The sequence below is a fragment of the Catenuloplanes atrovinosus genome (assembly GCF_031458235.1).
In the GTDB taxonomy this organism is placed as follows: Bacteria; Actinomycetota; Actinomycetes; order Mycobacteriales; family Micromonosporaceae; genus Catenuloplanes; species Catenuloplanes atrovinosus.
The window spans coordinates 4,649,736-4,672,113 of sequence record NZ_JAVDYB010000001.1 but is presented as its reverse complement, the minus strand read 5'-3'; the positions used below and the strand labels follow the sequence as shown (position 1 = coordinate 4,672,113).

Here is a 22,378-nt window from a genome sequence, read left to right as displayed (position 1 = left end):
GGAGTTGTGTGCCATGGGAAGTGAGGGACCCACACGAGATCAAGATCCGGGGGTACGCATGACGCACGCTGTCTCTCCCGTCCTCGAGGCTTGGGCCTCGTCGCGCACGTTCACCTACACCGAGTGGACCGCCGCGGAGCTCGCGCGGTCGAAGGGGGACACACGCGTCAGCGTGGTCATCCCCGCCCGCAACGAGCAGGCGACCATCGGCGCCATCGTGGCCACGATCCGCGACGCGCTGATGGACGAGATATCGCTGGTCGACGAGATCGTCGTCGTCGACTCGCGTTCCACCGACGACACCGCGATGCTGGCCCGCGCGGCCGGCGCGCGCGTGGTCAGCCAGGACGACGTGACCCGCGGCCTGCCCCGGATGGAGGGCAAGGGCGACGCGCTGTGGGCCGGGCTGGCGGCCAGCGACGGCGACGTGGTCGCGTTCGTCGACGGCGACCTGGAGGACTTCTCCGCGCACTTCGTGACCGGGCTGCTCGGCCCGCTGCTGACCGACGCGTCGGTCGACTACGTCAAGGGTTTCTACCACCGGCCGCTCAACCGGGCCACCGGCGTCGAGCCGGACGGCGGCGGCCGGGTCACCGAGCTGGCCGCGCGCCCGCTGATCAACCTCTTCTGGCCGGAGCTGGCCGGCGTCGTCCAGCCGCTGGCCGGCGAGTACGCGGGCCGTCGCGCCGTGCTGGAGCGGATCCCGTTCGTGTCCGGCTACGGCGTCGAGATCGCCATGCTGATCGACCTGCTCCACGAGGTCGGCCTGGACGCGCTGGCCCAGGTCGACCTGGGCGTGCGGCACCACCGGCACCAGAGCACGGAGGCGCTCGGCCGGATGTCCGCGCAGATCATGGTCACCGCGTGGTCCCGGCTGCACCGCGCCGGCATGGTCACCGACGCGCTGCCGCCGTCCACGCTGATGACGCAGTTCCGCCGCGGCGCCAGCGGTGGCCTGCCGCGCCTGGACCGGGAGATCGTGACCACCGAGATCGGCGTGACCGAGCGCCCGCCGCTGGTCTCGCTGCCGTCCGTGGCCCGCCCGGTCCGCACGCGACGGGCGGCGGTGGCCGGATGAGGGTGCTGATGAACGCGGGGCCGTGGCTGCCGGTGCCGCCGAACGGCTACGGCGGCATCGAGAACGTGGTGGCCACCCTCGTGCCGGAGCTGCGCGCGCTGGGCATCGAGGTGGTGCTGGCCACGGTGGGGGAGAGCACGCTCGCGGCCGACGAGCGGGTGCACGCGTTCGACACCGGCCGGTTCGAGATGCTCCAGCGGCCGTACAACCAGGCCTGCGGCGTCGTACCGGCGCACCTGGCCGCGGTGCTGCGGCGCGTCGCGGCCGGCGACATCGACCTGGTGCACGACCACGTGGAGGCGGCCGGGCTGACCATGCTGGCCGCGCTGGGCAGCGGCGGGCCGCCCGGGCTCCACACGCTCCACTGGGACCTGCGCAAGCACCCGGAGCTCTACGGCACGTTCGACGGTGGCTCCCGGGTGCGGGTCAACGGCGTCTCCGCCGACCAGCTCACCCACGCGCCGGAGGCGCTGCGCGCGCACGCGATCGGGCACGTGCACCTGGCCACGCCGCTGGCGGTCGGCGCGGACAGCCGGGACAAGCACGACAAGCACGGGTACGCGGTGGTGCTGGGCCGGATCAACCCGGGCAAGGGCCAGGACCTGGCGGCGCAACTGGCCCACCGGCACGGCTTCGACCTGGTGCTGGCCGGGCCGGTCGGGCCGTACCACTCGCCGGAGGCGCTGGCCGGCGCCGACCCGCAGAACCCGGACGTGCGGTTCTGGCACGAGCACGTCGCCCCGCACGTCGACGGCGTGCGCGTCCGCTGGGTCGGCACGGTCGCCGGCCGGGACCGGGACGAACTGGTCGCCGGCGCCCGCGCCGCGCTTTTCCCACTGCGCTGGAACGAGCCGGGCGGCACCGCGGTGGTCGAGTCGCTCGCGCTCGGCACGCCCGTGGTCGGCATCGCCCGCGGCTGCCTGCCGGAGCTGATCGAGCACGGGCGTACCGGTCTGCTGACCTCGGACGAGGACGAACTGGGCGAGCTGATGCACGCGGTGGGCGGGCTGGTCGAGGCGGAGTGCCGGGCCGAGGCCGCGCGCCGCTTCACCCCGGCCGTGATGGCCGCCGGCTACGCCGAGCTGTACCAACGGCTGCTGACGCCGGCGGCCTGACGTGCGCGGTCCCGGCGGTGCGGTGCGCACCGCCGGGACCGGTCAGGAGATCTTCCGGCGGTACGCGGCCATCGCGCCCAGGTAGGCGACCGCCAGCACCGCGGCGCACCAGGCGAGCGCGGTCCAGATGTCGTCGCCGACCGGCTGCCGGTCCAGCAGCGCCCGGAGCGTGTCCACGATCGAGGTGACCGGCTGGTGCTCGGCGAACGCGCGCACCGGGCCGGGCATGGTGCCGGTCGGCACGAACGCGGAGCTGACGAACGGCAGGAAGATCAGCGGGTAGGAGAACGCGGTCGCGCCGTCCGTCGAGGTGGCCAGCAGCCCGGCGATCACCGCGACCCAGGTCAGCGCCAGCGTGAACAGCGCCAGGATGCCGGCGACCGCGAGCCAGGCGAGCGGGCCGGCCGGCGACCGGAAGCCCATCACCAGCCCGGCCAGCAGGATGACCAGCGCGGAGATGCCGTTGGAGACCAGCGAGGTCAGCACGTGTCCCCAGAGGACGGAGGAGCGGGCGATCGGCATCGAGTGGAACCGCTCGAAGATGCCGCTCTGCATGTCCGTGAACAGCCGGTAGGCGGTGTAGGAGATGCCGCTGGCGATCGCGATGAGCAGGATGCCGGGCATCAGGTAGTTGACGTAGTTGTCCGTGCCGGTCTGGATCGCGCCGCCGAAGACGTACCGAAACAGCAGCAGGAACGCGATCGGCATGATCGTGACGGTGATGATGGTGTCGGCGCTGCGCGTGATGTGCCGCATCGAGCGGCCGAGCATCACGGTGGTGTCGCCGAGGACGTGGGTGGTCATGCCGCCTTCTCCTTGTCGCGTCCGACGATCGCCAGGAAGATCTCCTCCAGCGTGGGCTGCCGTTCGACGTACTCGGCCTGCGTGGGCGGAAGCAGTTTCCGCAGCTCGGCCAGGGTGCCTTCGACGATGATGGTGCCCTGGTGAAGGATCGCGATCCGGTCGGCCAGCTTCTCGGCCTCCTCCAGGTACTGCGTGGTGAGGAAGACCGTGGTGCCGCCGCCGGCCAGCTTCTGGATCTCCTTCCACACCTCGATGCGCGCCTCCGGGTCGAGGCCGGTGGTCGGCTCGTCGAGGAAGATGACCGGCGGGTCGCCGATCAGGCTCATCGCGATGTCGAGGCGGCGCCGCATGCCGCCGGAGTACGTGGCGACCGGCCGGCCGCCCGCGTCGGTGAGGCTGAACCGGGCGAGCAGGTCGTCCGCGACCGCGCGGGGGTCGCGGACCCGCCGCAGCTTGCCGATCATGATGAGGTTCTCCCGGCCGGTGAGGATCTCGTCGACCGCGGCGAACTGGCCGGTCAGGCTGACCGAGCGGCGGACCCGGCCCGGCTCGGACGCCACGTCGAACCCGTGCACGCTGGCCCTGCCGCCGTCCGCCCGCAGCAGCGTGGCGAGAATCCGCACGACGGTGGTCTTGCCCGCGCCGTTGGAGCCGAGCAGCGCGAAGATGCTGCCCGGGGCCACCGCCAGGTCGACGCCCTTGAGCACGTCGAGCTTTCCGTAGGACTTGCGCAGTCCGCTGACCTTGATCGCTTCCATGCGTGTGGTCACCCCTACTCGACGATCACGTTGGCGGGCTCGACCCCGAGGGCCTTGAGGCCGGCGTAGGTGAGCTTGTCCATCCGCGCGCCGTCGAAGTCGACGGTGCGCAGCGCGTTGCGGTACTTGCGGGCCCAGGCCCGGAACGAGACGTCGCGCAGCACCGCGCCGCGGAACGAGACGCCCTCCAGCCCGGCCCGGTCGAACGTCACGCTGGTCAGCGCGGTGCCGCCGAAGTCCAGCCGGCGCAGGTCGGAGTAGGAGAAGTCGACGCCGGTGAAGGTGCAGCGCTCGAAGACCACGTGCCGCACGTCGGTGGACCGGAACTTGACGTCGATCAGCGCGGTGTCCGCGATGACCACGCCGTTGAGGCCGGAGCCGCTGAAGTCGGTGTGCACCAGCGTCGCGCCGCGGAACGTGGCGCGGGCCAGCTCGATCCCGGTCATGGTGACGCCGGTCAGGTCGGCGCCGTCGAAGTTCGCGTCGGCGACGTCGCTGCCCTTGAACGAGCTGCCGGTCAGGTCGGCCCGGGAGAAGTCGGCGCCGCGCAGCGCGCTGCCGTCGAACCGGCCGTTGCGCGTGGTGACGCCCGCGAAGTCGCCGCCGCGCAGGTCGGTGGCGTCGAAGCGGGTGACGGTCTGCCGTTCGAGCACCCGGGAGAGGTTGGAGACCTCGCGCACGGTCTGCTCGATGTCGCCGATGCTGTCGATGGTCAGCTCCAGCGCGGTCTGGTCGTCCTTGCCCTCCGCGCGCAGCTCGTGGAAGCGCTCGTGCAGGTCCGCGAGGAGGTCCTGCTTCAGCTCGGCGACGCTCTTCGCGCCCTCGTACGGTGCGAAGACACCGTTGACGTATTCGTTGATCCGATCGGTCATGTCCGCTGTCGCCTCACATCAATGTGTCGAGCACGCGCTTCGCGTACTCCCAATTGGCCTTGTTGCGGGCGTAGGTGTCCCTGCCCTTGTCCGTGATCCGGAAGTACTTGCGCCGGCCGCCCTGCGACTCGTCGCCCCAGTACCACGTGATGTCGCCGTCGGCCTCCAGGCGCCGCACGCTGGAGTACATCGTGGCTTCCTTGAGTTCGTACTCACCCTGGGAGCGCTCGGCGATCAACTTGACGATCTCGTAGCCGTAGCGGTCCGACTCCGTCAACAGCCGCAAGATCATCGTGTCGGTGTTGCCGCGGAGCAGATCCGACGTGACCTTGCTCGTCCCCATGTCACCACCTCCGAGGGAAGACTCTCCCTCAAGGTACTGTGACTGTCAAGGTAGTTGGAGACGTGAGGTATCCCGACGGGTGCGGTGGAGGGGAGTGGCTCAGGCCGGCCAGCCGAGCAACCGCGCGCCGAGCACGGCCGCGTGCAGCGTGAACCGCTGCGTGGGCTCGCCGGGGTGGTAGCCGGTGAGCGCCTGGATGCGGTCCAGGCGGTAGGTGACCGCGCGCACGGACAGGTGCAACTGCCGCGCCGTGGCGGTGTAGTTGCCCTGGTTGTCGAAGAGCACGGTGAGCGTGTCCAGGTACGGCCGGGCGCCGCCGCGCGCGCTCACCAGCGGGCCGAGCACCGTGTCGACCAGGTCGGTGATCGCGTCCCGGTCGCGCAGCAGCACCGGGAAGACGAGCAGGTCGGCCGCGTGCAGCACGGCCGTGGTGAAGCCGAGCCGGGCCGCGTGGTCCAGCGCGCCGCGCGCCTCCTCCAGCGAGCGGGCCAGCCCCGGCAGGCCCGGGTGCGCCCGCCCGACCGCGATCTGCCAGCCGTCCGCGCCCAGCTCGCCGAGCAGCAGGTGGGCCAGTTCGGCCGCGATGCCGCGCAGCCCGCCCGCGCTGATGCAGACCAGGTCGCCGCCGCGCGGCGTGGTCAGCGTGTTGCCCTCGCCGAACCGGGCGGCCAGCGCGGCGTCCACCCGGTGCACCACCTGCGGCGTGAGGCCGGGCGCGCGGGCGATCAGCACCACGTGCGTGGCGGAGAGGCGGATGCCGTAGCGGCCGGCGCGCTCGGCCAGCGCGCCCGGGTCGGCGCGGCCGGTCAGCAGATCGTTGACGAACGCGGTGCGGTCGTGGTCGTACCGGCGCAGCTCCGCCCGGTTCTGGCCGGTGTAGCCGTCCAGCACGCCGGCCAGCAGCGCCCGCGTGGTGTCCAGCAGCGCGGCGGCGGCCTCGCCGTCCGGCCCGGCGCCGGCCCGCCAGTGGTCGGCGGACGCGCGCAGCACGCGCTCGACCAGCTCGGGCAGCGGCAGCCCGGCGTCGGCCGCGCGCGCCCCCAGCGCCCGCCCGGCACCGTCCCCGCCGGCCGGGCCCGCCAGCAGCGCCGCGACGCCGTCGGCGAGCCAGGCCGGAGGCTCAGACGCCGAGGTCACGGCGGTCGAACAGCGGGATGCCGGCCGCCGCGGTGAGCACCGCGGCCCCGACCAGCACGGACAGCGCGCCGGGGTGCCAGCCGGTGTGCAGCGGGTCGGTCCCGATGAAGTAGTGGAACGGCGACAGCCAGCGCAGCCAGGCCGCGCCGTCGATGATGCCGCTGAGCGCGTGCGCCATGTAGGTGGCGACCGCGATCGCGCCGGTCACCGCGAGGACCGTGCCGCGCCGCCCGGTGGCCGCGCCGACCAGGAACGCCACGCCGGTGAAACACCAGGCCAGCGCGATCAGGCCGGCACCGGCCGCGGAGACGTGCGACAGCGGCAGATCCATTCCCACCACCGGTACGGTGATCAGCAGCACCAGCCACGGCAGCGCGGCGATCAGCGTGATCGCGGCCGCGGCCGCGCCCAGCCGGCGCAGCGCGAAACCGGCCCGGGACACCGGGTTGGCCAGCAACAGCTCCAGCGCGCCGCCCTCCTCCGGCGCCGCGATCGTGCGCGCGGTCAGCGTGACCGCGCACATCAGCACCAGCAGCGGCCCGAGCAGGCTGAACACGCTGGCCTGCAGGTATCCGGCCGGGGAGACCAGGTCGGCGACGCCGAGGAACTCCAGCACGTCCGGCGGCAGCGCGGTCTGCTTGAGGTCGGCCGCGCCCTGGAAGCTGGCGTAGAAGCCGGAGTAGACCGCGGTGAACACCGCGATCCCCACCGCCCAGCCGATCACCGCGCGGCGGTCGTCCCGCCAGGTCTTACGCACCAGTGCGAGCGCCATCGCCGGCTCCTTCGGAGTGGTAGTAGAAGGACAGGAACGTCTCCTCGAGGTCCGGCTCCGCGGACAGCAGGTCGACCACCCGGTGCCGGGCCGCCGCCTTGATCAGCGGGTCCAGCCGGCCGTCGACCGTGCAGGTCAGCACCGGGCCGGAGACCACCACGTCGCTGACCCCGGGCAGCGCGCGGAACTCGGCCGCGTCCACCGGGTCGTCGAAGTGGATCTCGACGCTCCGCACGGCCCGCCGCCCCAGCGACTCCACCCGCTCGACCGCGGCCAGCCGCCCGTCCCGCACGATCGCGACCCGGTCCGCCACGTGCTGCACCTCGGCCAGCACGTGCGAGGACATGAAGATCGTCTGACCGGCGGTACGGGCGTCGCGCACCATCGCCAGGAACTCCTGCTGCACCAGCGGGTCCAGCCCGCTGGTCGGCTCGTCCAGCACGAGCAGCGCGGGCCGGTGCATGAACGCCTGCACCAGCCCCACCTTCTGCCGGTTGCCCTTGCTCATCGCGTGCACCGGCCGGGTCACGTCCAGGCCCAGCCGGTCGGCCAGCTCGGTCACCTGCGACCACGGCACGCCGCCGCGCGCGCCGGCGAAGAACCGCAGCAACTCGTCGGCCCGTCCCCGGCCGGGGAACGACAGCTCGCCGGGAAGGTAGCCGATCCGGCGGTGCAGCGTGGCCCGGTCCCGGCGCGGGTCCAGCCCGAGCACGGTGGCGCGCCCGCCGGTCGGGCGGAGGAAGTCCAGCAGCAGCCGGATCGTGGTGGTCTTGCCGGCGCCGTTCGGGCCGAGGAAGCCCATCACCTCGCCGGCCCGGACCTCCAGGTCGAGGCCCTCGATGCCGCGCCGGTCGCCGTAGAACTTCGTCAGCTCCTCGGTCCGGATCGCGATGTCGCTCGTCATGCCCCTCATCCTCGCCATCGACGGCGGCCGGGTTCCAGGTCCACGCCCGGTCGAGAATCCGCCGTCTCATTGCCGGGAACCGGCAACCGCGGCCCGCCACCACGGCCGCGGCCGGGAGGGACGATGATCAGGTGATGAGATCACGCACGTACGAGCTGGACCGCGCGCACGTCTTCCACTCCTGGTCGGCGCAGGCCGAGCTCGACCCGATGGTGATCACCGAGGCACGCGGCTCCCGGGTGTGGGACGAGGACGGCCGGGAATACCTCGACTTCTCCTCGCAGCTGGTCTTCACCAACCTCGGGCACGGCCACCCGCGCGTGGTGCGGGCGATCCAGGAGCAGGCCGCGCGGCTGTGCACGGTCGCGCCGCAGCACGCCACCGCGCCGCGCTCAGAGGCGGCCCGGCTGATCGCCTCGCTCGCGCCGGCCGGGCTGGAGAAGGTCTTCTTCACCAACGGCGGCGCGGACGCGAACGAGCACGCGATCCGGATGGCGCGGCTGCACACCGGCCGCCCGAAGGTGCTGTCGGCCTACCGGTCGTACCACGGCGGCACGCAGACCGCGGTCAACGTCACCGGCGATCAGCGGCGCTGGCCGAACGACACCGGCACCGCGGGCGTCGCGCGCTTCTTCGGCCCGTTCCGCTACCGCTCCGAGTTCCACGCGGAGTCCGACGAGCAGGAGTGCGAGCGGGCGCTGGCGCACCTGCGGCGCACCATCGAGGCGGAGGGGCCGGGCACGATCGCCGCGGTCATCCTGGAGACCATCCCGGGCACGGCCGGGATCATGCCGCCGCCGCCCGGCTACCTGCCCGGCGTGCGCGCGCTGTGCGACCGGTACGGCATCGTGCTGATCCTGGACGAGGTGATGGCCGGGTTCGGGCGGGCCGGCGCGTGGTTCGCGCTCGACCGCTACGACGTGGTGCCCGACCTGATCACGTTCGCCAAGGGCGTCAACTCCGGGTACGTCCCGCTCGGCGGCGTGATCATCAGTGACGCGATCGCGGCGACGTTCGCGCACACGCCGTACCCGGGCGGCCTGACCTACTCCGGTCACCCGCTGGCCACCGCGGCGGCGGTCGCCACCATCGAGGCGATGACCGACGAGGGTACGGTCGCGCACGCCGACCGGCTCGGCCGCGAGGTGCTCGGCCCGGGCCTGCGCGAGCTGGCCGAGCGGCACCCGATCGTGGGCGACGTGCGCGGCGTGGGCGCGTTCTGGGCGGTGGAGCTGGTCGCCGGCCCGGACACCCGGGAGCCGCTGCCGGTCGCGGCCACGCTGGAGGTGGTCGCGGCCTGCAAGCGCGCCGGGCTGCTGCCGTTCACCACGGCGAACCGGCTGCATCTCGTACCCCCGTGCAATCTGTCCGATGAGGACGCCGCGGCCGGGCTGGCGATGCTGGACAAGGCGCTCAGCCCCGGTTGTTGAACCGCTCCAGCAGCGCGGCCAGCAGCCGCATCTCCGCGGCAAGCGCCTGCTCGCCCTTGGGCGTGATCGCGGCCCAGGTGCGCGGCCGGCGCCCGGCGTAGCCCTTGGTGATCTCGACCAGGCCCTGCTGGGCCAGCACGTCGAGGTGCCGGCCCAGGTTGCCGTCGGTGAGGTTCAGGACCTTCCGCAGGTACGGGAAGTCGGCCCGGCCGGCCTCGTCCAGCACGGTCAGCAGCGCCAGCCGGGTCTTCTGGTGCACGGCGTCGTCGAGGTCCAGCGCCGGGTGCACCGGTGCCGGCTCCTCCACGGTCACGCCGCGGCCGCCCGGGCGCGCAGCACCAGCGCGACCACGATCAGCGCCAGGCCGGCCGCGACGTCCACGCCGAGCCAGGCCGGGCCGAGCGCGGCCATGACCAGCAGCACCTGCGGGACGGCGGCCACGGCCAGCGCGATCGAGGCACGGCGCAACGCCTGGCTGTGCTGCCGCCGGGCGATGGCGTAGAGCACGCCGGCCGGCCAGACCAGCGGCGCGAAGACGCCGAAGAAGAACACCGGCAGGAACATCAGCGCCAGCAGCGGCACGCTGACCACGTAGCCGAGCGTGACCGGACGGTACGACCGGCGGCCCTCGCCGACGCCGTCCCGGGTGGCGATCCGGCGCGCCTGCCACCACAGCACGCCCAGGCCGACCGCGCCGGCGAGCGGCCAGTACAGGAAGTTCACGCTGTGCCGCGGGCCGCCGGCCGTGGCGGTGGCGAGGCTGACCGCAACCGCGTGCGCCAGGATCAGCAGGCCGAAGACCAGCAGTGGGGCCGTCACGGTGCGCCGGTCGGCGCGCACCCGCTCGCGGAGTTGCTGCACGTCGGCGAGCATCGTGGCCGGGTCGGCGGTGCCACTCATGATCGTGATCCTCTCTCGTTGTCCGCAGAGAACTCTGCTGTACAGAGTGAAGAGTACTCTGCACTGCAGAGCGAACGCAACGAAAAACGCCCCGGGGGTACGCGTACCCCCGGGGCGTTCGCCGGTGTCCCGTCAGTCGTCGTCGTCCTCGCCGGCGCGCGGCGAGGCCGGCGGCGACGCGGGAGGCAGCTGCGGGCTGGAGGCGGAGCCGGACTTGAACGCGATCGCCTGGCTCGGCGCCGGGAAGTCCTTGACCGGCTGGCCCTTCAGCCCGTCGCGCAGCAGCGTGGCGACCGCCCGCACCACATCGTCCTGCGGCTGCTGGCCGACCAGGTCGGTGGGGTTGTCCGGGTTCGCCGCGATGCCGGCGATCGCGAGCTGCGGGGTGACCCCGATGAACGACACCGTGGCGTAGGCGTCCGCGGTGCCGGACTTGCCCGATACCGGCCGGCCCACGATGCCGCTCACCGCGGTCGAGGTGCCGTCGGCGCACTGGCCGTAGGACGGCTGCTGACCGACCACGCAGCGGCCCGCGTCCGCCGCGGCGCGCGCCACGTCCGGCTTGATCGCCTGCGTGCACTCCGGCTGCGCCACCTTCGCGGCCGCGGCACTGGCCGCACCGGTGGAGTCGGTGATCGACACGACCGGCGTCGGCTTGCAGTACTTGCCGTCCGCGGCCAGCGTGGCGTACGCGTTCGCCATGTCCAGCGGCGTGGTGGCGGCCACGCCCAGCGTGAACGAGCCCCACCCGCTCGGGTTCGCCGCCAGCTCCGCGTCCTTCTGGTTGCGGAACTGGATGCCCAGCCGCTTCGCCATCTCGACGGCCTTGTCCACGCCGACCTCCTGCTGGAGGCGGATGAAGAACGTGTTGGACGACTTACCGAAGCCGGTCCACATGTTTTGATAGCCGTCCTGGTACGAGGCGCTCGCGTTGCTCGGGCACCAGAAGCCGCCGCACGCGTCCGGGCCGCCGTCCGGGTAGATGGTCTTCATCGGCCCCTTGGTGTTGTAGCCGGTGTCCAGCGGGAAGCCGTTCTCCAGCGCCGCCAGCATCACGAACAACTTGAACGTGGAGCCCCACTGCATGCCGGCCGAGTCCTCGCTGCCCGCGATGAACTGGTTCACCGTGTTCGGGTAATTGCCGCCGTTCGGGTTCGGCACGATGCTGAAGCGCCGGTTGATCGCGAGCGCCTGCACCTTGCCGGTTCCCGGCTGGACTATGGCAATCGGGGCGGCCCGCGGGTTGTCGACGTCGTAAATGCTCAGCGCCTGGGCCGTGGCCGCGTCCTGGAGCTTCGGGTCCAGCGACGTGACGATCCGGAAGCCGCCCTTCTTCAGCGAGTCCTCCCGGTCCTCCGGCGTCGGGCCGAACTCCTCCTGCGCCTTCCACCAGGACACGAAGTAGTCGCAGAAGAAGCCCCAGTTGTTGTGATCCTCGGGAACCGCGGTGCAGTTGCTGGTGGCCTGCGTCGGCTTGAGGTTCAGCGGCTCGGCGATCGCCTTGTCCGCCTCCTCGCGGGTGATCGCGCCGGTGCCGACCATCGCGTTCAGCACGTAGTCGCGCCGGCCCTGCGCCTCGCCCGGGTCGTTGTTGACCGGGTCGAACTGGTCCGGCGACTTCACCAGGCCCGCGATCGTGGCGGCCTGCGACAGCGTGAGCTTGTCCGGCGTGGTGGAGAAGTACGCCCGCGCGGCGGCGGCGACGCCGTAGGACTTGTTGCCGAAGTAGGCGATGTTGAGGTACCGGCGGAGGATCTCCTCCTTCTCCAGCGTGTCCTCGATGGTCACCGCGTACCGGATCTCCTGCAGCTTCCGGCTGGTGCTCAGCTCCGTGGCGGCCTCCCGCTCCTCGTCCGAGGCGGTCTGGTCGTTCTTCAGCACGTTGCGGACGTACTGCATGGTGAGCGTGGAGGCGCCGGAGAGCTGGCCGCCCTGCGCGTTCGAGACGAACGCGCGGACCAGGCCCTTGACGTCCACGCCGCCGTGCTCGTAGAACCGGGTGTCCTCGGCCGCGACGATCGCGTCCTTCATCACCTTCGCGATGTCGTCGCTGCCGACGTCGGTGCGGTTCTCCTCCCAGAACTGGGTGATCACCGTCTTGCCGTCGCTGGCGTACAGGTACGACGCCTGCGGGGTCGGCGGCATCTGCAGGTCCTTCGGCAGGTCCTCGAACGACTCGCCGGCCAGCTTCGCGGTCACGCCGATGGTGGCGCTCACCGGCAGGGTCGCCCCCGCCACCACGCCGCCGCCGAGCACGCCGAGCAGCACCAGCGTGAGGATCTTGCGGCCGGTGGACCTCTTCGCCGGTGCCGGCTGTTCGGGCTTCTCGGTCCCCGGGACCAGCGTTGTCGCCGATTCCTGCATTACGGGAATAGTCCCCTCGTCGATGGTGATCGCCTACGCACCGTGTCATTCGGAATGCGCGTGGTCATATTCCGTTCGCGGTGCGGCGAACAGGAGATCATGAGCGCTTCATTCATAGCGCGCCGGGCTCGGTGTTCCACCGGAGGTCGCTGGGCGCCGAACAGGAAGACTCCCGGGCAGGGGGAGAAGGTTGCCGGTCGCCGGTCCGGAAATGGATAGGAACATCACACCATTGACGTTCCCGGCCGGAATGGGCGACGGCACGCACCGCCGATTCGGTCGATCGACTAAGGTCTCGCGCATGCGCCGAGCACTGTCGATAGCCGTGACCGTCGGAGTGGCCGCGGGTGCCCTCGCCACCGCGCCGTTGATCTCCGCGAACGCGGCGTCGGCCGGTGACCCGTTCGCGATGACCACCGGGCTGTACGTGAACCCGTCGTCGCCGTCCGCGCGGTGGGTCGCGGCCGACCCGGACCACGCGGACGCGGCGGCGATCCGGGCGAAGATCTCCACCGTCCCGATGGCCCGCTGGTTCACCGGCACCAGCGACGCGCAGATCGGCCCGGCGGTCGCGGCGTACACCGGGACCGCGGCCGACGCCGGCGACAAGCTGCCCGTGCTGGTCGCCTACAACCTGCCCGGCCGGGACGCCTGCGGCGGCGAGTCGTCCGGCGGTGCCGCGGACGCGGCCGCGTACCACCAGTGGATCTCCACGTTCGCCGCCGCGATCGGCGACCGGCCCGCGATCGTCATCATCGAGCCGGACTCGCTCGGCGACTTCGAGTGCATGACCCCGGCGCAGATCACCGAACGGAACTCGCTGCTCACCTTCGCCGGCCGGATGTTCGCCGAGAAGGCGCCGAACACCTGGGCCTACCTCGACGCCGCCAACCCGAACTGGGTCGCGCCCACCGTCGTCGCGAAGCGGCTGAAGGCGGCCGGGCTCTCCCGCGTGCGCGGCTTCGCGGTCAACGTCTCCAACTACGTCGACACCGACCGGGCCACGCAGTACGCCTCGCAGATCCGCGACCACCTCGGGACCGGCACGCCGTACGTGATCGACACCAGCCGCAACGGCAACGGCTACGACGGGCAGTGGTGCAACCCGGCCGGTCGGCGCCTCGGCGCCCGCTCCACCGCCGACCCCGCGGCGCTGCACCTGTGGATCAAGAACCCGGGCAACTCGGACGGCGCCTGCGGCATCGCCCCGTCCACCCCGGCCGGCGTCTTCGACCCGGCCCTCGCGGTCCGCCTGATCAACGGGCGCTGACCGTCAGACCCGGTCGTCGGGCACCAGGATCACCTTGCCCGCGACCGTGCGGGACTCGGCCAGCGTGAGCGCCGCCGCGGCCTCGGACAGCGGGAACCGGGCCGCGATCTGCGGCGTCAGCACGCCGTCGGCCAGCAGCCGCAGCACCTGGGTGAGGTCGGTGCGCATGCGGGCCCGGAACGCGTCGATGCGCCAGTGCCCGGCCCACAGGTTGAAGAAGTGCGCGCCGCGCCCGTTCGGCGCGTAGTTCCACATCGCCAGCCGGCCGACCAGTTTCAGCACCGGCAACTGCGAGTTGCCCGCCTCGTCGCGGGTGGCCGCGGTGCCGTAGGAGACCAGCGTGCCGCCGCGGCGCAGCAGGCCCCACGACCGCTCCACGCCGTCGCCGCCGACGTGGTCGAAGACCGCGTCCACGCCGTCCGGCGCCAGCCGGCGGATCAGGTCGTACATGCCCGGGTCGCGGTAGTCGACCGGTGACACGCCCATCGCGCGCAGCAGGTCGTGGTGGCGCGGCGACGCGGTGCCGATCACCGCGATGCCGGCGTGCCGGGCCAGCTGCGCCAGCGTGCTGCCCACCCCGCCGTTCGCGCCCAGCACCACGATCGTGCCGCCGCGCCGCACCTTCGCCACACGGTGCAGCATCTGCCAGGCCGTGACGCCGTTGACCACCACGGTCTCCGCCGCCGCCGGGTCCACCCCGTTCGGGATGGCGACCAGGTCGCCCGCGTGCACCCGCAGATGACTGGCCCAGGCGCCGGTCTTGGTGATCGCCGCGTACCGCCGGCCGACCATCGCCGGGTCGACGCCCTCGCCGACCGCGACCACCGTGCCGACCACGTCGTAGCCCGGCACGAACGGGAACGCCGGCTGGTCGTAGTACTTCCCGCGTCGCATCTGCTGCTCGGCGAAGCTGACGCCGGTCGCGTCCATCCGCAGCAGTGCGTGCCCCGCCGCGGGTTCCGGCATCGGCCGGTGCCGGACCTGAAGCCCGTCCGGCTCGACCTCGCCGGGCAGGACGATCTCGGTGACAGTGCTGGTCATGACCGCTCCTTCGCTCTCCATGCGCTAAAACTTACACACGTAAGCTAACGGATGCAAGGTAACGGCTGTAAGTCTTATCGCGTAGGCTGTGACGCATGACAGAAGCCGCCGCCCCGCCCGCCCGTGCCCGCAACCGACGGGGACAGGGCGCGCGCCTGCGGGAAGAGATCGTCCAAGCCGCCGTGGACCTGCTCGACGAGACCGGCGACCAGCACGCGCTCACGCTCCGCTCGATCGCCCGCCGCGCCGGCATCGCGGCCCCGTCGATCTACCCGCACTTCCCGGACCAGCCGGCCATCATGCTGGCCGTGGTCCGCAGCGCGTTCGACGAGCTCAACACGGTCCTCCGCGCCGCCGTCGCCGCCTCCGCCGACCCGGTCGACCGGCTGCGCGCGATCTGCACCGCCTACCTCGGCTTCGCCCAGACCCACCCGCAGCGCTACCGCACCATGTTCGGCGGCGTCTGGGTCCCCACCCTCGGCGAAAGCTCCATCACCGCCGACGACCTCGGCTCCCTCGGCGACGACAGCCTCGCCCTGCTCGCCACCGCCCTCGCCGACTGCGCCACCGCCGGCCACTCCACCACCACCTCCCCGGCGGACGACGCCATCGCCCTGTGGCTGGGCCTGCACGGCCTCGCTCACCAGCGCGCGGTCACCGCGGCCTTCCCGTGGCCCACCGACATCGAGGACCGCGTCATCACCGCGCTGGCCCATTTGCGCTGACGGCGGGCGCCGCGCGCCCGAAATCTCGCCATATCGACGGCTGCGTTGATCATCGGATGTGACTATGTGAGCCACAGGCACGTCATTCGCGCCGAATAAGGTGCCTGAGCCTCACAAACTGGGTCTGCGGGAGAGATCGCGCCGGTTGGCGTGTGCGCCGCGCTGCCGGCGTCGAGGTCACCGGTGGCGCGGGCGACCTCCGGCGATCGAGAACGGCGCACCACGACGACCGGCGCGGCGAGATCGGTCACCGCCCAGCCCGCGCGCCCGCCGGCAACGAGCAGCCCCGGCATGGTGTCTGGGGCGTCGCCTAAGCTGGGGCCGCTCGAGACGGTGATCGGGGGAGGCGGCGTGACCGGCGGTGCCACACGCGGGGAGCTCTGGCGGGCCGTGCACGCCGAACGGGCCGCGCTCGCGGACCACCTCGCCGATCTCCGTGACGACGAGTGGGCGCGGCCCTCACTGTGCGGTGACTGGACCGTGGAGGAGGCCGTCGCGCACCTGACCGCCGGGGCGAGCATCGGCATCGTGCGCTGGCTGATCAGCATGGCCGGCGCGCGCTTCGACGACGGGGTGCACAACCGGCGCCGCCTCGACGAGCATCGCGGTGCCACCCCGGCCGAGACGTTGCGGAACTTCCGGGCGGTCGTCACCAGCACCACCGCGCCGACCAATGACGTCGCGGCCTGGCTCGGCGAGGTCGTCGTGCACGGGCAGGACGTCATGCGCCCGCTCGGGCGCGCCCACGCCCCGGCGATCGAGGCCGTCACCGAGGTCGCCCGGTTCTACGCCGGCCGGGACTTCACGGTCGACAGCCGTACCCTCGCGAAGGGTTTGCGGTGGGAGGCCTCCGACGGCCCGTTCGCCGGCGGCGCCGGGCCGCTGGTCACCGGCAGCACGCTCGCCCTGACCATGGCGATGGCCGGCCGGGCCGTCTTCTGCGACGACCTCACCGGCCCCGGCGTCCCCATCCTCCGGGAGCGCTGCCGATAGCCGAGCGGCGGTGGGTGTAGACCTACCTCGCCCGGGACTCTGGCCGTAGTGCTTGCGATGATGTGCTGGGCCACCTCACCATCCGCCTTGAGGAGGCTGTCATGCGTCTGCCGGGTAGGACACACCTGCGCCTGCACCTGAGCGGCGCGGTACTGGCGAGCGTGGTGCTCGGCGGGTCCGGTCACCCGCCGGCCGAACTCGATGCCATCCGCGCGGTCGGCGCGGTCGGCGTGCCGGCCGAGATCCGGGACGGCGACCGGCACCGCGCCGTGCGCGCAGGGGTGGCGGACCTGCGCGACCGCGGGCCGGTTCCGCTGAACTCGTACTACCGCATCGGCAGCACGGTCGTCATGCGGTTGGCCGGTGAGGGCCGGCTGCGGCTCACCGACACCGTCGAGCGCCGGCTGCCCGGTCTCGTGCGCGGCAACGGGAACGACGGCCCGGCTGATCACCGTCGAGAACCTGCTGCGGCAGACCAGCGGCCTCAACGATTGGAACAGCGAGGTGCGCGCGCCGTGGCGCTGGCCGTCTTCACGCAGCGCGCCACCGGGCAGCAGGCCGTCCAGGACCGTTCCGCCGACGATTTCATCGACCGGACCCTCTGCCGCCCGTGACCGGCGGCCGCGCGCCGTGCCCGCCCGCCGGTCACCGGCGCGGCCCCGGCGGCATGGACGGCCCGGCGGTGGGTACGGCTGATGGTGGCACCCACCGCGGCGGATCAGCGGCGCCGCAAGAGCTTCAGGAGGACGACATGACCACGGTTCCGGACCCGAACGGCAACCCCGACATCGAGCGCCCCATCGACCTCACCGACACCCCGGAGCGCGAGCAGCCCGACCGCGTGCCCGCGCCCGAGCCCGGCGACGACACCGTGCCCGGCGAGCCGAGCGGCCGTCCGGCCCCGGACATCACGCCGATGAGCTGACCGGCGGGGTAGTAGCGGACCCGACAGATCTTCGGTTGATTCAAGTCAGAAATTTAGATTCATCGTTGCTACGGTCCCATCCGTGATGAATCGCGCCCCGAAAGTCCTGGCGACGCTATTGCTCGCCGCCGCCTCGCTTCCGCTGACCGCGGCCGGTGCCGCGGCCGACCCCGCGTGCACGCGGAACGTGCTCAACATCGTCGCCCACCACGACGACGACATGTTCTTCCTCAGCCCGGACCTCTACCAGAACCTCGCCGACCCCACGGTATGCGTGCGCACCGTCTTCCTGGTCGCCTCCGACTACCACGCCGACCGGGCCGACACACCGGACGTCGACGAGCGGATGCAGTACGTCCGGGCACGTGAGGAGGGCATCCGGCACGCGTACGCGGCGGCGGCCGAGCTGGACGTCGCCGACTGGCAGCTATCGCCCTACTCCGCCGGTGAGGTCGCGGCGACCGCGTACACACTTGGGCATCGGCTGTCCATCGTGGAGCTGCGCATCCCGGACAACGCCTCCGGCGGTGCGCTGTGGAGTCTGTACGCCGAGGGTACCGGGCTCACCACGGTGCGCGGCGAGCGCAACGACCCGCAGACGCTGAGCCGCGACTCGCTGCGCGGCTTCCTGCGCGGCGTCGCCGCGGACTTCGGCGCGGACGTGATCAACACGGTCGACCCGACGGCGGACCATCACCGGTGGGTCGACATGAGCGCCCAGCACATCGACGGCGCGATGCGGTCCCACCCCGATCACCTGTCGGCCGCCCGGCTGGTCATGTGGTCGTTCCCGGACGTCCCGAGCCGGTTCTACCGCGACTACACGACGATGTACCTGCCGGAGAACATCACCGGCGCGGCGTACGACGAGCGGCTCCGGATCTACTGGGAGTACGACGCGTACGACGAGGACATCCGCATCTGCGACCCGGGCCCGGAGTGCGAGGACGGCTGGTACTACTCCTGGCTGCACCGCCAGTATCGGGCCGAGGGGCCGTGGATGGGCGACATCGTCGTGCCGCTGCCACCCTCCTCGCGCCCGGGACCGCACCTCGGCGAGATCTACCACCTGGAGAACGTGTGGAACGGCCTGCGGCTGGCGATCACGCCCGGCGCGACCGCGAACGCACCGCTGCTCTCCTCCAGCGCTGACGCCGGCACCGCCCAGCGGTTCCGCCTGATCGCCACCGACGGCGCCTGGCGTCGCGTGGGCGGCCGGATCGGCACCGACGGCGGCTGGCTGCTCCAGAACGTGGAGTCCGGGCTCTGCCTGACGGTCGAGGGCGCGAGCGCGACGGAGCGGGCGCGCGTCGTGCAGACGGCGTGCGGCCAGGGCCGGCAGGTCGTCCGGATCCACGGCGGCGCGGCCTCGGGCTACCAGCTACGGTTCGCCACCACCAGCGATGAGGACCTGGCGGGCGCGCCGGACCTGGCGCTGACCGCGACCGGCGGGCGCGACACCGGAATCGTGCAGGGGCCGATCACCGGCGGCCAGGACCAGTGGTGGCAGATCCTCCCGACGAGCTGACGGGGCCGGCACCGGCGAGCCCGTCCCGCGATCGTGCGGGGCGGGCTTGACGATTTGTTACCGGAGGGCAACCGATGGTAGGAGTCCGTGGAAATGCTCGGCCACCACATCCGCCACGGCGTGCACGTCACGAGAACCGTCGATCTCGATGACCCGGATGCCGAGTCGCCGGGCGTTGCGGGCGGCGTCCTCGGCGAGTATCCGGTCGCGGGCGATCCGGTTGCGCTGGGCGAGGCCGGGGTCGCTGACGCCGGGCGGAGGCGTGTTCGAGCGGTGCAGCTCACGGAGCTGGCGCTGCCGGAACTCCTCGGTGGGCACCATGACGACCATGTGCCGCGGCGACGGCATCAGCGGCGCGACGAGGTGGGGCCGGAGGCCCCAGCCGTCCGCGATGATCGGATGTGGTGAGACGAGGGCGCGCAGGTCGTCCTGGACGTAGGCGAAGCGTTCGGCGAAGGTGGCCAGCGCCTCGGCGACCGCCTGCTCGACCGTCGGCCGGATCCAGACGCTCTCCGCGTCCGGCTCCACGACCGTCTCCCCGCGGCGCAGTCGCTCGGCCGTGCGGCGGTCCAGGTGCCCGCGGGCGTCGTGGTAGTCGTAGTGGTAGTGGGTCAGCCCGTACCGCTCGGCGATGATTCCGGCGACCGTGGTCTTTCCGGCCCACTGGCCGCCGCCGATCCAGAGTGCGCGCCGCAGTGTCGTGAAGGGGTCCCAAGGCATGGTGTCAGCGTGGTCCCGGGTGACCGTGAGATCAAGTCTTGTTCTCGCAGGCCCGGGCTGATTATCTATCCATAGGGGCGGATGCCGGCCGGAGCGGTGGGACCGAACGGCCGGCCATCGTGCCCGTTCCGGGCTGTCGCGCATGGTGACGGGCTTGCCACAGTGTCCTGAGCGGACAGATGGGGGCACCGGTGACCGGATCGCATCGGCCGACCTTCGCGCAGTGCCGGGCGGCAGCGCGATCGATCACCAAGGCGGAGTACGGCTCGCAGGCGCGCGACGTCGTCCGGCCGCGCGGCGTCTTCGGCATCGTCCGGGGGCGTGGGCCGCTGCCGGTGCTGCTGTACGCGGCGGCGCTCGACGGGCGGCTGGTCTGGCGCGGCCCCGACTCGCTGGCGCTGCTCCAGCCGCCGGGTGGCAGGCGCCGGCCGGTGCCGGGCGGCGGTGCACGGCTGGCGCTGATCCGGCTGGTCGAGCGGCACTGGGACGCGCTGCTGTACGGCGTACCCCCGCTGCTGCTTTTGATCGTCGCGGCCGGGCTGGGACTGATCGGCGGCCCGTGGCCGGTGACCGTCGCGCTGCTGCTGGTGCTGCTCGCGGTGGTGCACATCATGGCGCTGGTGATCTGCCTGGTGATCACGGCCGCGATCTGGTTCGTCCGGCAACTCGCCCGCCCGCGGACCACCGACGAGGTCGCCGCCGAGGTCATGCCGGACCAGCACTGGTCGATGACGCTGTGCCATCACGGGCCCGGCGCGACCGGAACACCGCGGGACCTGCTGCGCCGGACGACCGCCCGGCTATCGGAGCTGATCACGGCGGAGGCGCGGCAGCGGCTGCTGCCCACCGGCGCCCGCTCCACCGACCTGGTGGTGACCGAGACGCTGATCTGCCTCGGCCGCGGCGTCACCACGGCCGAGGCGCGCCGCGCGGTCACGGACTGGGCGGGACAGCCGCGGCCTTCGGGGAGCGTGACGCTGCGGATGTCGGGCCATCGCGGGCCGGAGCCCGCGCTGCGGGTCGCGGACACCGGCAGTTTCCTGCTCTGGTACGTCACCGGAGTCACGCTGGTCGTGCTGATCGAGGCGGCGTTCGTGGCCGACTGGGAACAGCGTGCCTGCGGCACCGGGTGCGACGAGCGGCCGCACACGTACGGGCTGGCGTTGCGCTGGCTGTCGCAGCGGCTGCTGTTCACCGACCCGTGGGGGCTGAGCCCGGGCACGTACCAGGCGTGGACCGTCGGGTGGCTGACCAGCCTGATGTCGCTGATGGGCGTGTTCGTGACCGTGGGCGCGGTCTGGCAGTACCGGGCCTATCGCCAGGCGAAGATCGCCGACTACCGGCAGGAGAGGGAGGTCCGGATGGGACGCACCCCAGTCATGATCATGGTGGCGGACCGGATCGAGCGGGACGCCGTGCTCGCGGCCGTGCACGCGGAGAACGGCGCCGAGCCGGAACGGGAGTTCGTCGCCCAGCACACCGTGTTCCACCTGGGCGAGCTGGAGAACACCCGGCTGATGCTGGTGCAGAGCGAGCAGGGCGCGATCGGGCCGGGCGGCGCGGCGATCACGGCCGCGGCGATGATCCGCCGGCTCGATCCGGACTACCTCATCCTCACCGGCATCTGCTACGGGCTGCGGCCGGGCCCGCCCGGCGGCGACGGCGAGCAGCGGCTCGGCGACGTGCTGGTCGCCAAGCAGCTGCGGGCGATCGGCTACTACCGGCAGACCGACGCCGACGACCGCGGGCAGATCCGCCGGGGCGACCACGTCTCGCCGTCGCCGACGCTGCTCGACCGGTTCCGCGCGGCGGAGGTGGACTGGCCCGGCGCGACCGTCCACTTCGGGCCGATGCTCTCCGCGGACGTGCTGGTCGACTCCCGCGATCTCCACGATCAGCTGCTGGAGAGCGACCCGGAGGCGTACGGCGGGGAGATGGAGGGCGCGGGGGTGTACGCGGCGGCGGCGCCGAGCAAAGTGGACTGGATCGTGGTCAAGGGAATCTCGGACTGGGGGCACGGGCGGGGGAATGCGCAGCGCGGGCCGGCCGCGGAGAACGCCGCCCGTTTCGTCGTTCACACCATCCGCACCGGCGCGCTCGACAGCCCACCGGCCGCGGCATCCTGAGCCGGGCGACGGTGCCTGACACGGGTTCGCGCACGACGTCGATCGCGCGCCGGCCGAGATGAGGAGGCGCTCTGCGCCCCGGTCATCCGGCGCGCCTTCCCGGACGCGCCGGCCGGGAGCCCGGTCGACGTGCTCCTCCGGCGGACCCCGCTGGCGATCGGCCTCGCCGCACCTCATGAATCCTCGAGGCCGCCGTCGAGATCGCGGGGGCCGGGGTGTCCCGCCGGGCGGCTACATGCGGCCTCTGCGACGGGCGAGCGGACCGAAGATCGCGACCACGCCGAGGCAGGCCACCGCCACCCAGACCAGCGACCAGCCGCCCGATCGTCCTCCGGTGACCATCACGATCCCGTAGGCCAGCAGCGGCACCGAGAGCAGCACACATACGCCGGCCAGCGCCCACATCGCCCGCTTGCCGTAGGGACCTTCGCGCATACCCGCCGCTCCTCCGTCTCGGCCTCCGGAGACGGTTCCCGACGGCGGTGCCGGCGAAACGTGGGCGACCACGGCGGACGTTCCGGTCATCACGCGCTCGCGGGAGACCGCTCCCAGTTGGCCCCGTCTTCCCGCCGG

At 72.4% G+C, this 22,378-nt stretch carries 23 protein-coding genes; 10 read left to right on the top strand and 13 right to left on the bottom strand.

Going from position 1 to position 22,378, the window contains the following annotated elements:
* Positions 1–58 precede the first annotated feature (58 nt).
* Entirely contained in the window at positions 59–1,078 is a 1,020-nt protein-coding gene (locus J2S41_RS20670) for a glucosyl-3-phosphoglycerate synthase (RefSeq protein WP_310369607.1), read from the top strand.
* On the top strand, positions 1,075–2,193 hold the full coding sequence (locus J2S41_RS20665) for a glycosyltransferase (RefSeq protein WP_310369605.1): 1,119 nt from the start codon (positions 1,075–1,077) through the stop codon (positions 2,191–2,193). The genes J2S41_RS20670 and J2S41_RS20665 overlap by 4 nt, the downstream gene beginning before the upstream one ends.
* A 42-nt stretch (positions 2,194–2,235) precedes the next feature.
* Here the strand turns inward: J2S41_RS20665 and J2S41_RS20660 are convergent, their stop codons facing one another.
* The 7 genes from J2S41_RS20660 to J2S41_RS20630 all read right to left on the bottom strand — a co-directional run bounded on the left by J2S41_RS20660 (position 2,236) and on the right by J2S41_RS20630 (position 7,783).
* Positions 2,236–2,997: an ABC transporter permease gene (locus J2S41_RS20660; protein WP_310369603.1), complete on the bottom strand. Its 762-nt coding sequence runs from the start codon at positions 2,995–2,997 to the stop codon at positions 2,236–2,238.
* Positions 2,994–3,755, bottom strand: a complete 762-nt coding sequence (locus tag J2S41_RS20655) for an ABC transporter ATP-binding protein (RefSeq protein ID WP_310369602.1) — start codon at positions 3,753–3,755, stop codon at positions 2,994–2,996. Before J2S41_RS20655 ends, J2S41_RS20660 begins: the two co-directional genes overlap by 4 nt.
* 14 nt (positions 3,756–3,769) lie before the next feature.
* Complete coding sequence (locus J2S41_RS20650; RefSeq protein ID WP_310369600.1) at positions 3,770–4,627, bottom strand: pentapeptide repeat-containing protein; 858 nt, start codon at positions 4,625–4,627, stop codon at positions 3,770–3,772.
* 13 nt (positions 4,628–4,640) lie between these two features.
* Positions 4,641–4,970 carry a PadR family transcriptional regulator gene (locus J2S41_RS20645; RefSeq protein WP_310369598.1) on the bottom strand — a complete coding sequence of 110 codons (330 nt, stop codon included), beginning with the start codon at positions 4,968–4,970 and terminating at the stop codon, positions 4,641–4,643.
* Positions 4,971–5,069: 99 nt separating this feature from the next.
* The gene (locus tag J2S41_RS20640) at positions 5,070–6,107 is read right to left on the bottom strand and encodes a PucR family transcriptional regulator (protein ID WP_310369596.1); all 1,038 of its coding nucleotides are present in this window, start codon (positions 6,105–6,107) and stop codon (positions 5,070–5,072) included.
* Positions 6,091–6,879 (bottom strand): efflux permease Rv1217c-related protein, encoded by a 789-nt coding sequence (locus tag J2S41_RS20635; RefSeq protein ID WP_310369595.1) that lies wholly within the window; start codon positions 6,877–6,879, stop codon positions 6,091–6,093. Before J2S41_RS20635 ends, J2S41_RS20640 begins: the two co-directional genes overlap by 17 nt.
* Complete coding sequence (locus J2S41_RS20630; RefSeq protein ID WP_310369593.1) at positions 6,857–7,783, bottom strand: ABC transporter ATP-binding protein; 927 nt, start codon at positions 7,781–7,783, stop codon at positions 6,857–6,859. The genes J2S41_RS20635 and J2S41_RS20630 overlap by 23 nt, the downstream gene beginning before the upstream one ends.
* A gap of 134 nt (positions 7,784–7,917) precedes the next feature.
* Between J2S41_RS20630 and J2S41_RS20625 the strand changes: the two genes are divergently transcribed.
* The gene (locus tag J2S41_RS20625; protein WP_310369591.1) at positions 7,918–9,213 is read left to right on the top strand and encodes an aspartate aminotransferase family protein; all 1,296 of its coding nucleotides are present in this window, start codon (positions 7,918–7,920) and stop codon (positions 9,211–9,213) included.
* Here J2S41_RS20625 and J2S41_RS20620 read toward each other — a convergent pair.
* The 3 genes from J2S41_RS20620 to J2S41_RS20610 all read right to left on the bottom strand — a co-directional run bounded on the left by J2S41_RS20620 (position 9,197) and on the right by J2S41_RS20610 (position 12,477).
* Positions 9,197–9,526, bottom strand: coding sequence for a transcriptional regulator (locus tag J2S41_RS20620; RefSeq protein ID WP_310369589.1), 330 nt, complete (start codon positions 9,524–9,526; stop codon positions 9,197–9,199). The genes J2S41_RS20625 and J2S41_RS20620 overlap by 17 nt on opposite strands.
* The gene (locus J2S41_RS20615; protein WP_310369587.1) at positions 9,523–10,113 is read right to left on the bottom strand and encodes a hypothetical protein; all 591 of its coding nucleotides are present in this window, start codon (positions 10,111–10,113) and stop codon (positions 9,523–9,525) included. Before J2S41_RS20615 ends, J2S41_RS20620 begins: the two co-directional genes overlap by 4 nt.
* 132 nt (positions 10,114–10,245) lie before the next feature.
* The gene (locus J2S41_RS20610; protein WP_310369585.1) at positions 10,246–12,477 is read right to left on the bottom strand and encodes a transglycosylase domain-containing protein; all 2,232 of its coding nucleotides are present in this window, start codon (positions 12,475–12,477) and stop codon (positions 10,246–10,248) included.
* 301 nt (positions 12,478–12,778) lie between these two features.
* Between J2S41_RS20610 and J2S41_RS20605 the strand changes: the two genes are divergently transcribed.
* Entirely contained in the window at positions 12,779–13,747 is a 969-nt protein-coding gene (locus tag J2S41_RS20605; RefSeq protein WP_310369584.1) for a glycoside hydrolase family 6 protein, read from the top strand.
* Positions 13,748–13,750: 3 nt separating this feature from the next.
* Here the strand turns inward: J2S41_RS20605 and J2S41_RS20600 are convergent, their stop codons facing one another.
* Entirely contained in the window at positions 13,751–14,788 is a 1,038-nt protein-coding gene (locus J2S41_RS20600) for a medium chain dehydrogenase/reductase family protein (protein WP_310369582.1), read from the bottom strand.
* 95 nt (positions 14,789–14,883) lie between these two features.
* Here J2S41_RS20600 and J2S41_RS20595 point away from each other — a divergent pair, with 95 nt between their 5' ends.
* From J2S41_RS20595 to J2S41_RS20575, 5 genes are all read left to right on the top strand, one after another.
* Positions 14,884–15,513 (top strand): TetR/AcrR family transcriptional regulator, encoded by a 630-nt coding sequence (locus J2S41_RS20595; protein ID WP_310369581.1) that lies wholly within the window; start codon positions 14,884–14,886, stop codon positions 15,511–15,513.
* Positions 15,514–15,864: 351 nt separating this feature from the next.
* Complete coding sequence (locus J2S41_RS20590; protein ID WP_310369580.1) at positions 15,865–16,506, top strand: maleylpyruvate isomerase family mycothiol-dependent enzyme; 642 nt, start codon at positions 15,865–15,867, stop codon at positions 16,504–16,506.
* 101 nt (positions 16,507–16,607) lie between these two features.
* Positions 16,608–17,120 carry a hypothetical protein gene (locus J2S41_RS20585; protein WP_310369578.1) on the top strand — a complete coding sequence of 171 codons (513 nt, stop codon included), beginning with the start codon at positions 16,608–16,610 and terminating at the stop codon, positions 17,118–17,120.
* Positions 17,121–17,257: 137 nt separating this feature from the next.
* Positions 17,258–17,431, top strand: coding sequence for a hypothetical protein (locus tag J2S41_RS20580; protein ID WP_310369576.1), 174 nt, complete (start codon positions 17,258–17,260; stop codon positions 17,429–17,431).
* An 82-nt stretch (positions 17,432–17,513) separates the two neighbouring features.
* The gene (locus tag J2S41_RS20575) at positions 17,514–18,959 is read left to right on the top strand and encodes an RICIN domain-containing protein (RefSeq protein ID WP_374728143.1); all 1,446 of its coding nucleotides are present in this window, start codon (positions 17,514–17,516) and stop codon (positions 18,957–18,959) included.
* 57 nt (positions 18,960–19,016) lie between these two features.
* On the opposite strand, the gene J2S41_RS20570 is transcribed toward J2S41_RS20575, so the two are convergent.
* On the bottom strand, positions 19,017–19,679 hold the full coding sequence (locus J2S41_RS20570; RefSeq protein WP_310369574.1) for a hypothetical protein: 663 nt from the start codon (positions 19,677–19,679) through the stop codon (positions 19,017–19,019).
* Positions 19,680–19,870: 191 nt separating this feature from the next.
* Here J2S41_RS20570 and J2S41_RS20565 point away from each other — a divergent pair, with 191 nt between their 5' ends.
* Entirely contained in the window at positions 19,871–21,805 is a 1,935-nt protein-coding gene (locus J2S41_RS20565; RefSeq protein ID WP_310369573.1) for a phosphorylase family protein, read from the top strand.
* A gap of 231 nt (positions 21,806–22,036) precedes the next feature.
* On the opposite strand, the gene J2S41_RS20560 is transcribed toward J2S41_RS20565, so the two are convergent.
* Positions 22,037–22,240, bottom strand: a complete 204-nt coding sequence (locus tag J2S41_RS20560) for a hypothetical protein (RefSeq protein WP_310369571.1) — start codon at positions 22,238–22,240, stop codon at positions 22,037–22,039.
* Between the last annotated feature and the right edge of the window lie 138 nt (positions 22,241–22,378).

Bases quoted from the DNA above. Each gene is read 5' to 3' on its own strand.
- J2S41_RS20630 (WP_310369593.1), bottom strand. From the start codon at position 7,783: ATGACGAGCGACATCGCGATCCGGACCGAGGAGCTGACGAAGTTCTAC.
- J2S41_RS20660 (WP_310369603.1), bottom strand. From the start codon at position 2,997: ATGACCACCCACGTCCTCGGCGACACCACCGTGATGCTCGGCCGCTCG.
- J2S41_RS20580 (WP_310369576.1), top strand. From the start codon at position 17,258: ATGACCACGGTTCCGGACCCGAACGGCAACCCCGACATCGAGCGCCCC.
- J2S41_RS20635 (WP_310369595.1), bottom strand. From the start codon at position 6,879: ATGGCGCTCGCACTGGTGCGTAAGACCTGGCGGGACGACCGCCGCGCG.
- J2S41_RS20585 (WP_310369578.1), top strand. From the start codon at position 16,608: ATGCGTCTGCCGGGTAGGACACACCTGCGCCTGCACCTGAGCGGCGCG.
- J2S41_RS20570 (WP_310369574.1), bottom strand. From the start codon at position 19,679: ATGCCTTGGGACCCCTTCACGACACTGCGGCGCGCACTCTGGATCGGC.
- J2S41_RS20665 (WP_310369605.1), top strand. From the start codon at position 1,075: ATGAGGGTGCTGATGAACGCGGGGCCGTGGCTGCCGGTGCCGCCGAAC.
- J2S41_RS20610 (WP_310369585.1), bottom strand. From the start codon at position 12,477: ATGCAGGAATCGGCGACAACGCTGGTCCCGGGGACCGAGAAGCCCGAA.
- J2S41_RS20605 (WP_310369584.1), top strand. From the start codon at position 12,779: ATGCGCCGAGCACTGTCGATAGCCGTGACCGTCGGAGTGGCCGCGGGT.
- J2S41_RS20615 (WP_310369587.1), bottom strand. From the start codon at position 10,113: ATGAGTGGCACCGCCGACCCGGCCACGATGCTCGCCGACGTGCAGCAA.
- J2S41_RS20600 (WP_310369582.1), bottom strand. From the start codon at position 14,788: ATGACCAGCACTGTCACCGAGATCGTCCTGCCCGGCGAGGTCGAGCCG.
- J2S41_RS20670 (WP_310369607.1), top strand. From the start codon at position 59: ATGACGCACGCTGTCTCTCCCGTCCTCGAGGCTTGGGCCTCGTCGCGC.
- J2S41_RS20655 (WP_310369602.1), bottom strand. From the start codon at position 3,755: ATGGAAGCGATCAAGGTCAGCGGACTGCGCAAGTCCTACGGAAAGCTC.
- J2S41_RS20595 (WP_310369581.1), top strand. From the start codon at position 14,884: ATGACAGAAGCCGCCGCCCCGCCCGCCCGTGCCCGCAACCGACGGGGA.
- J2S41_RS20645 (WP_310369598.1), bottom strand. From the start codon at position 4,970: ATGGGGACGAGCAAGGTCACGTCGGATCTGCTCCGCGGCAACACCGAC.
- J2S41_RS20560 (WP_310369571.1), bottom strand. From the start codon at position 22,240: ATGCGCGAAGGTCCCTACGGCAAGCGGGCGATGTGGGCGCTGGCCGGC.
- J2S41_RS20650 (WP_310369600.1), bottom strand. From the start codon at position 4,627: ATGACCGATCGGATCAACGAATACGTCAACGGTGTCTTCGCACCGTAC.
- J2S41_RS20625 (WP_310369591.1), top strand. From the start codon at position 7,918: ATGAGATCACGCACGTACGAGCTGGACCGCGCGCACGTCTTCCACTCC.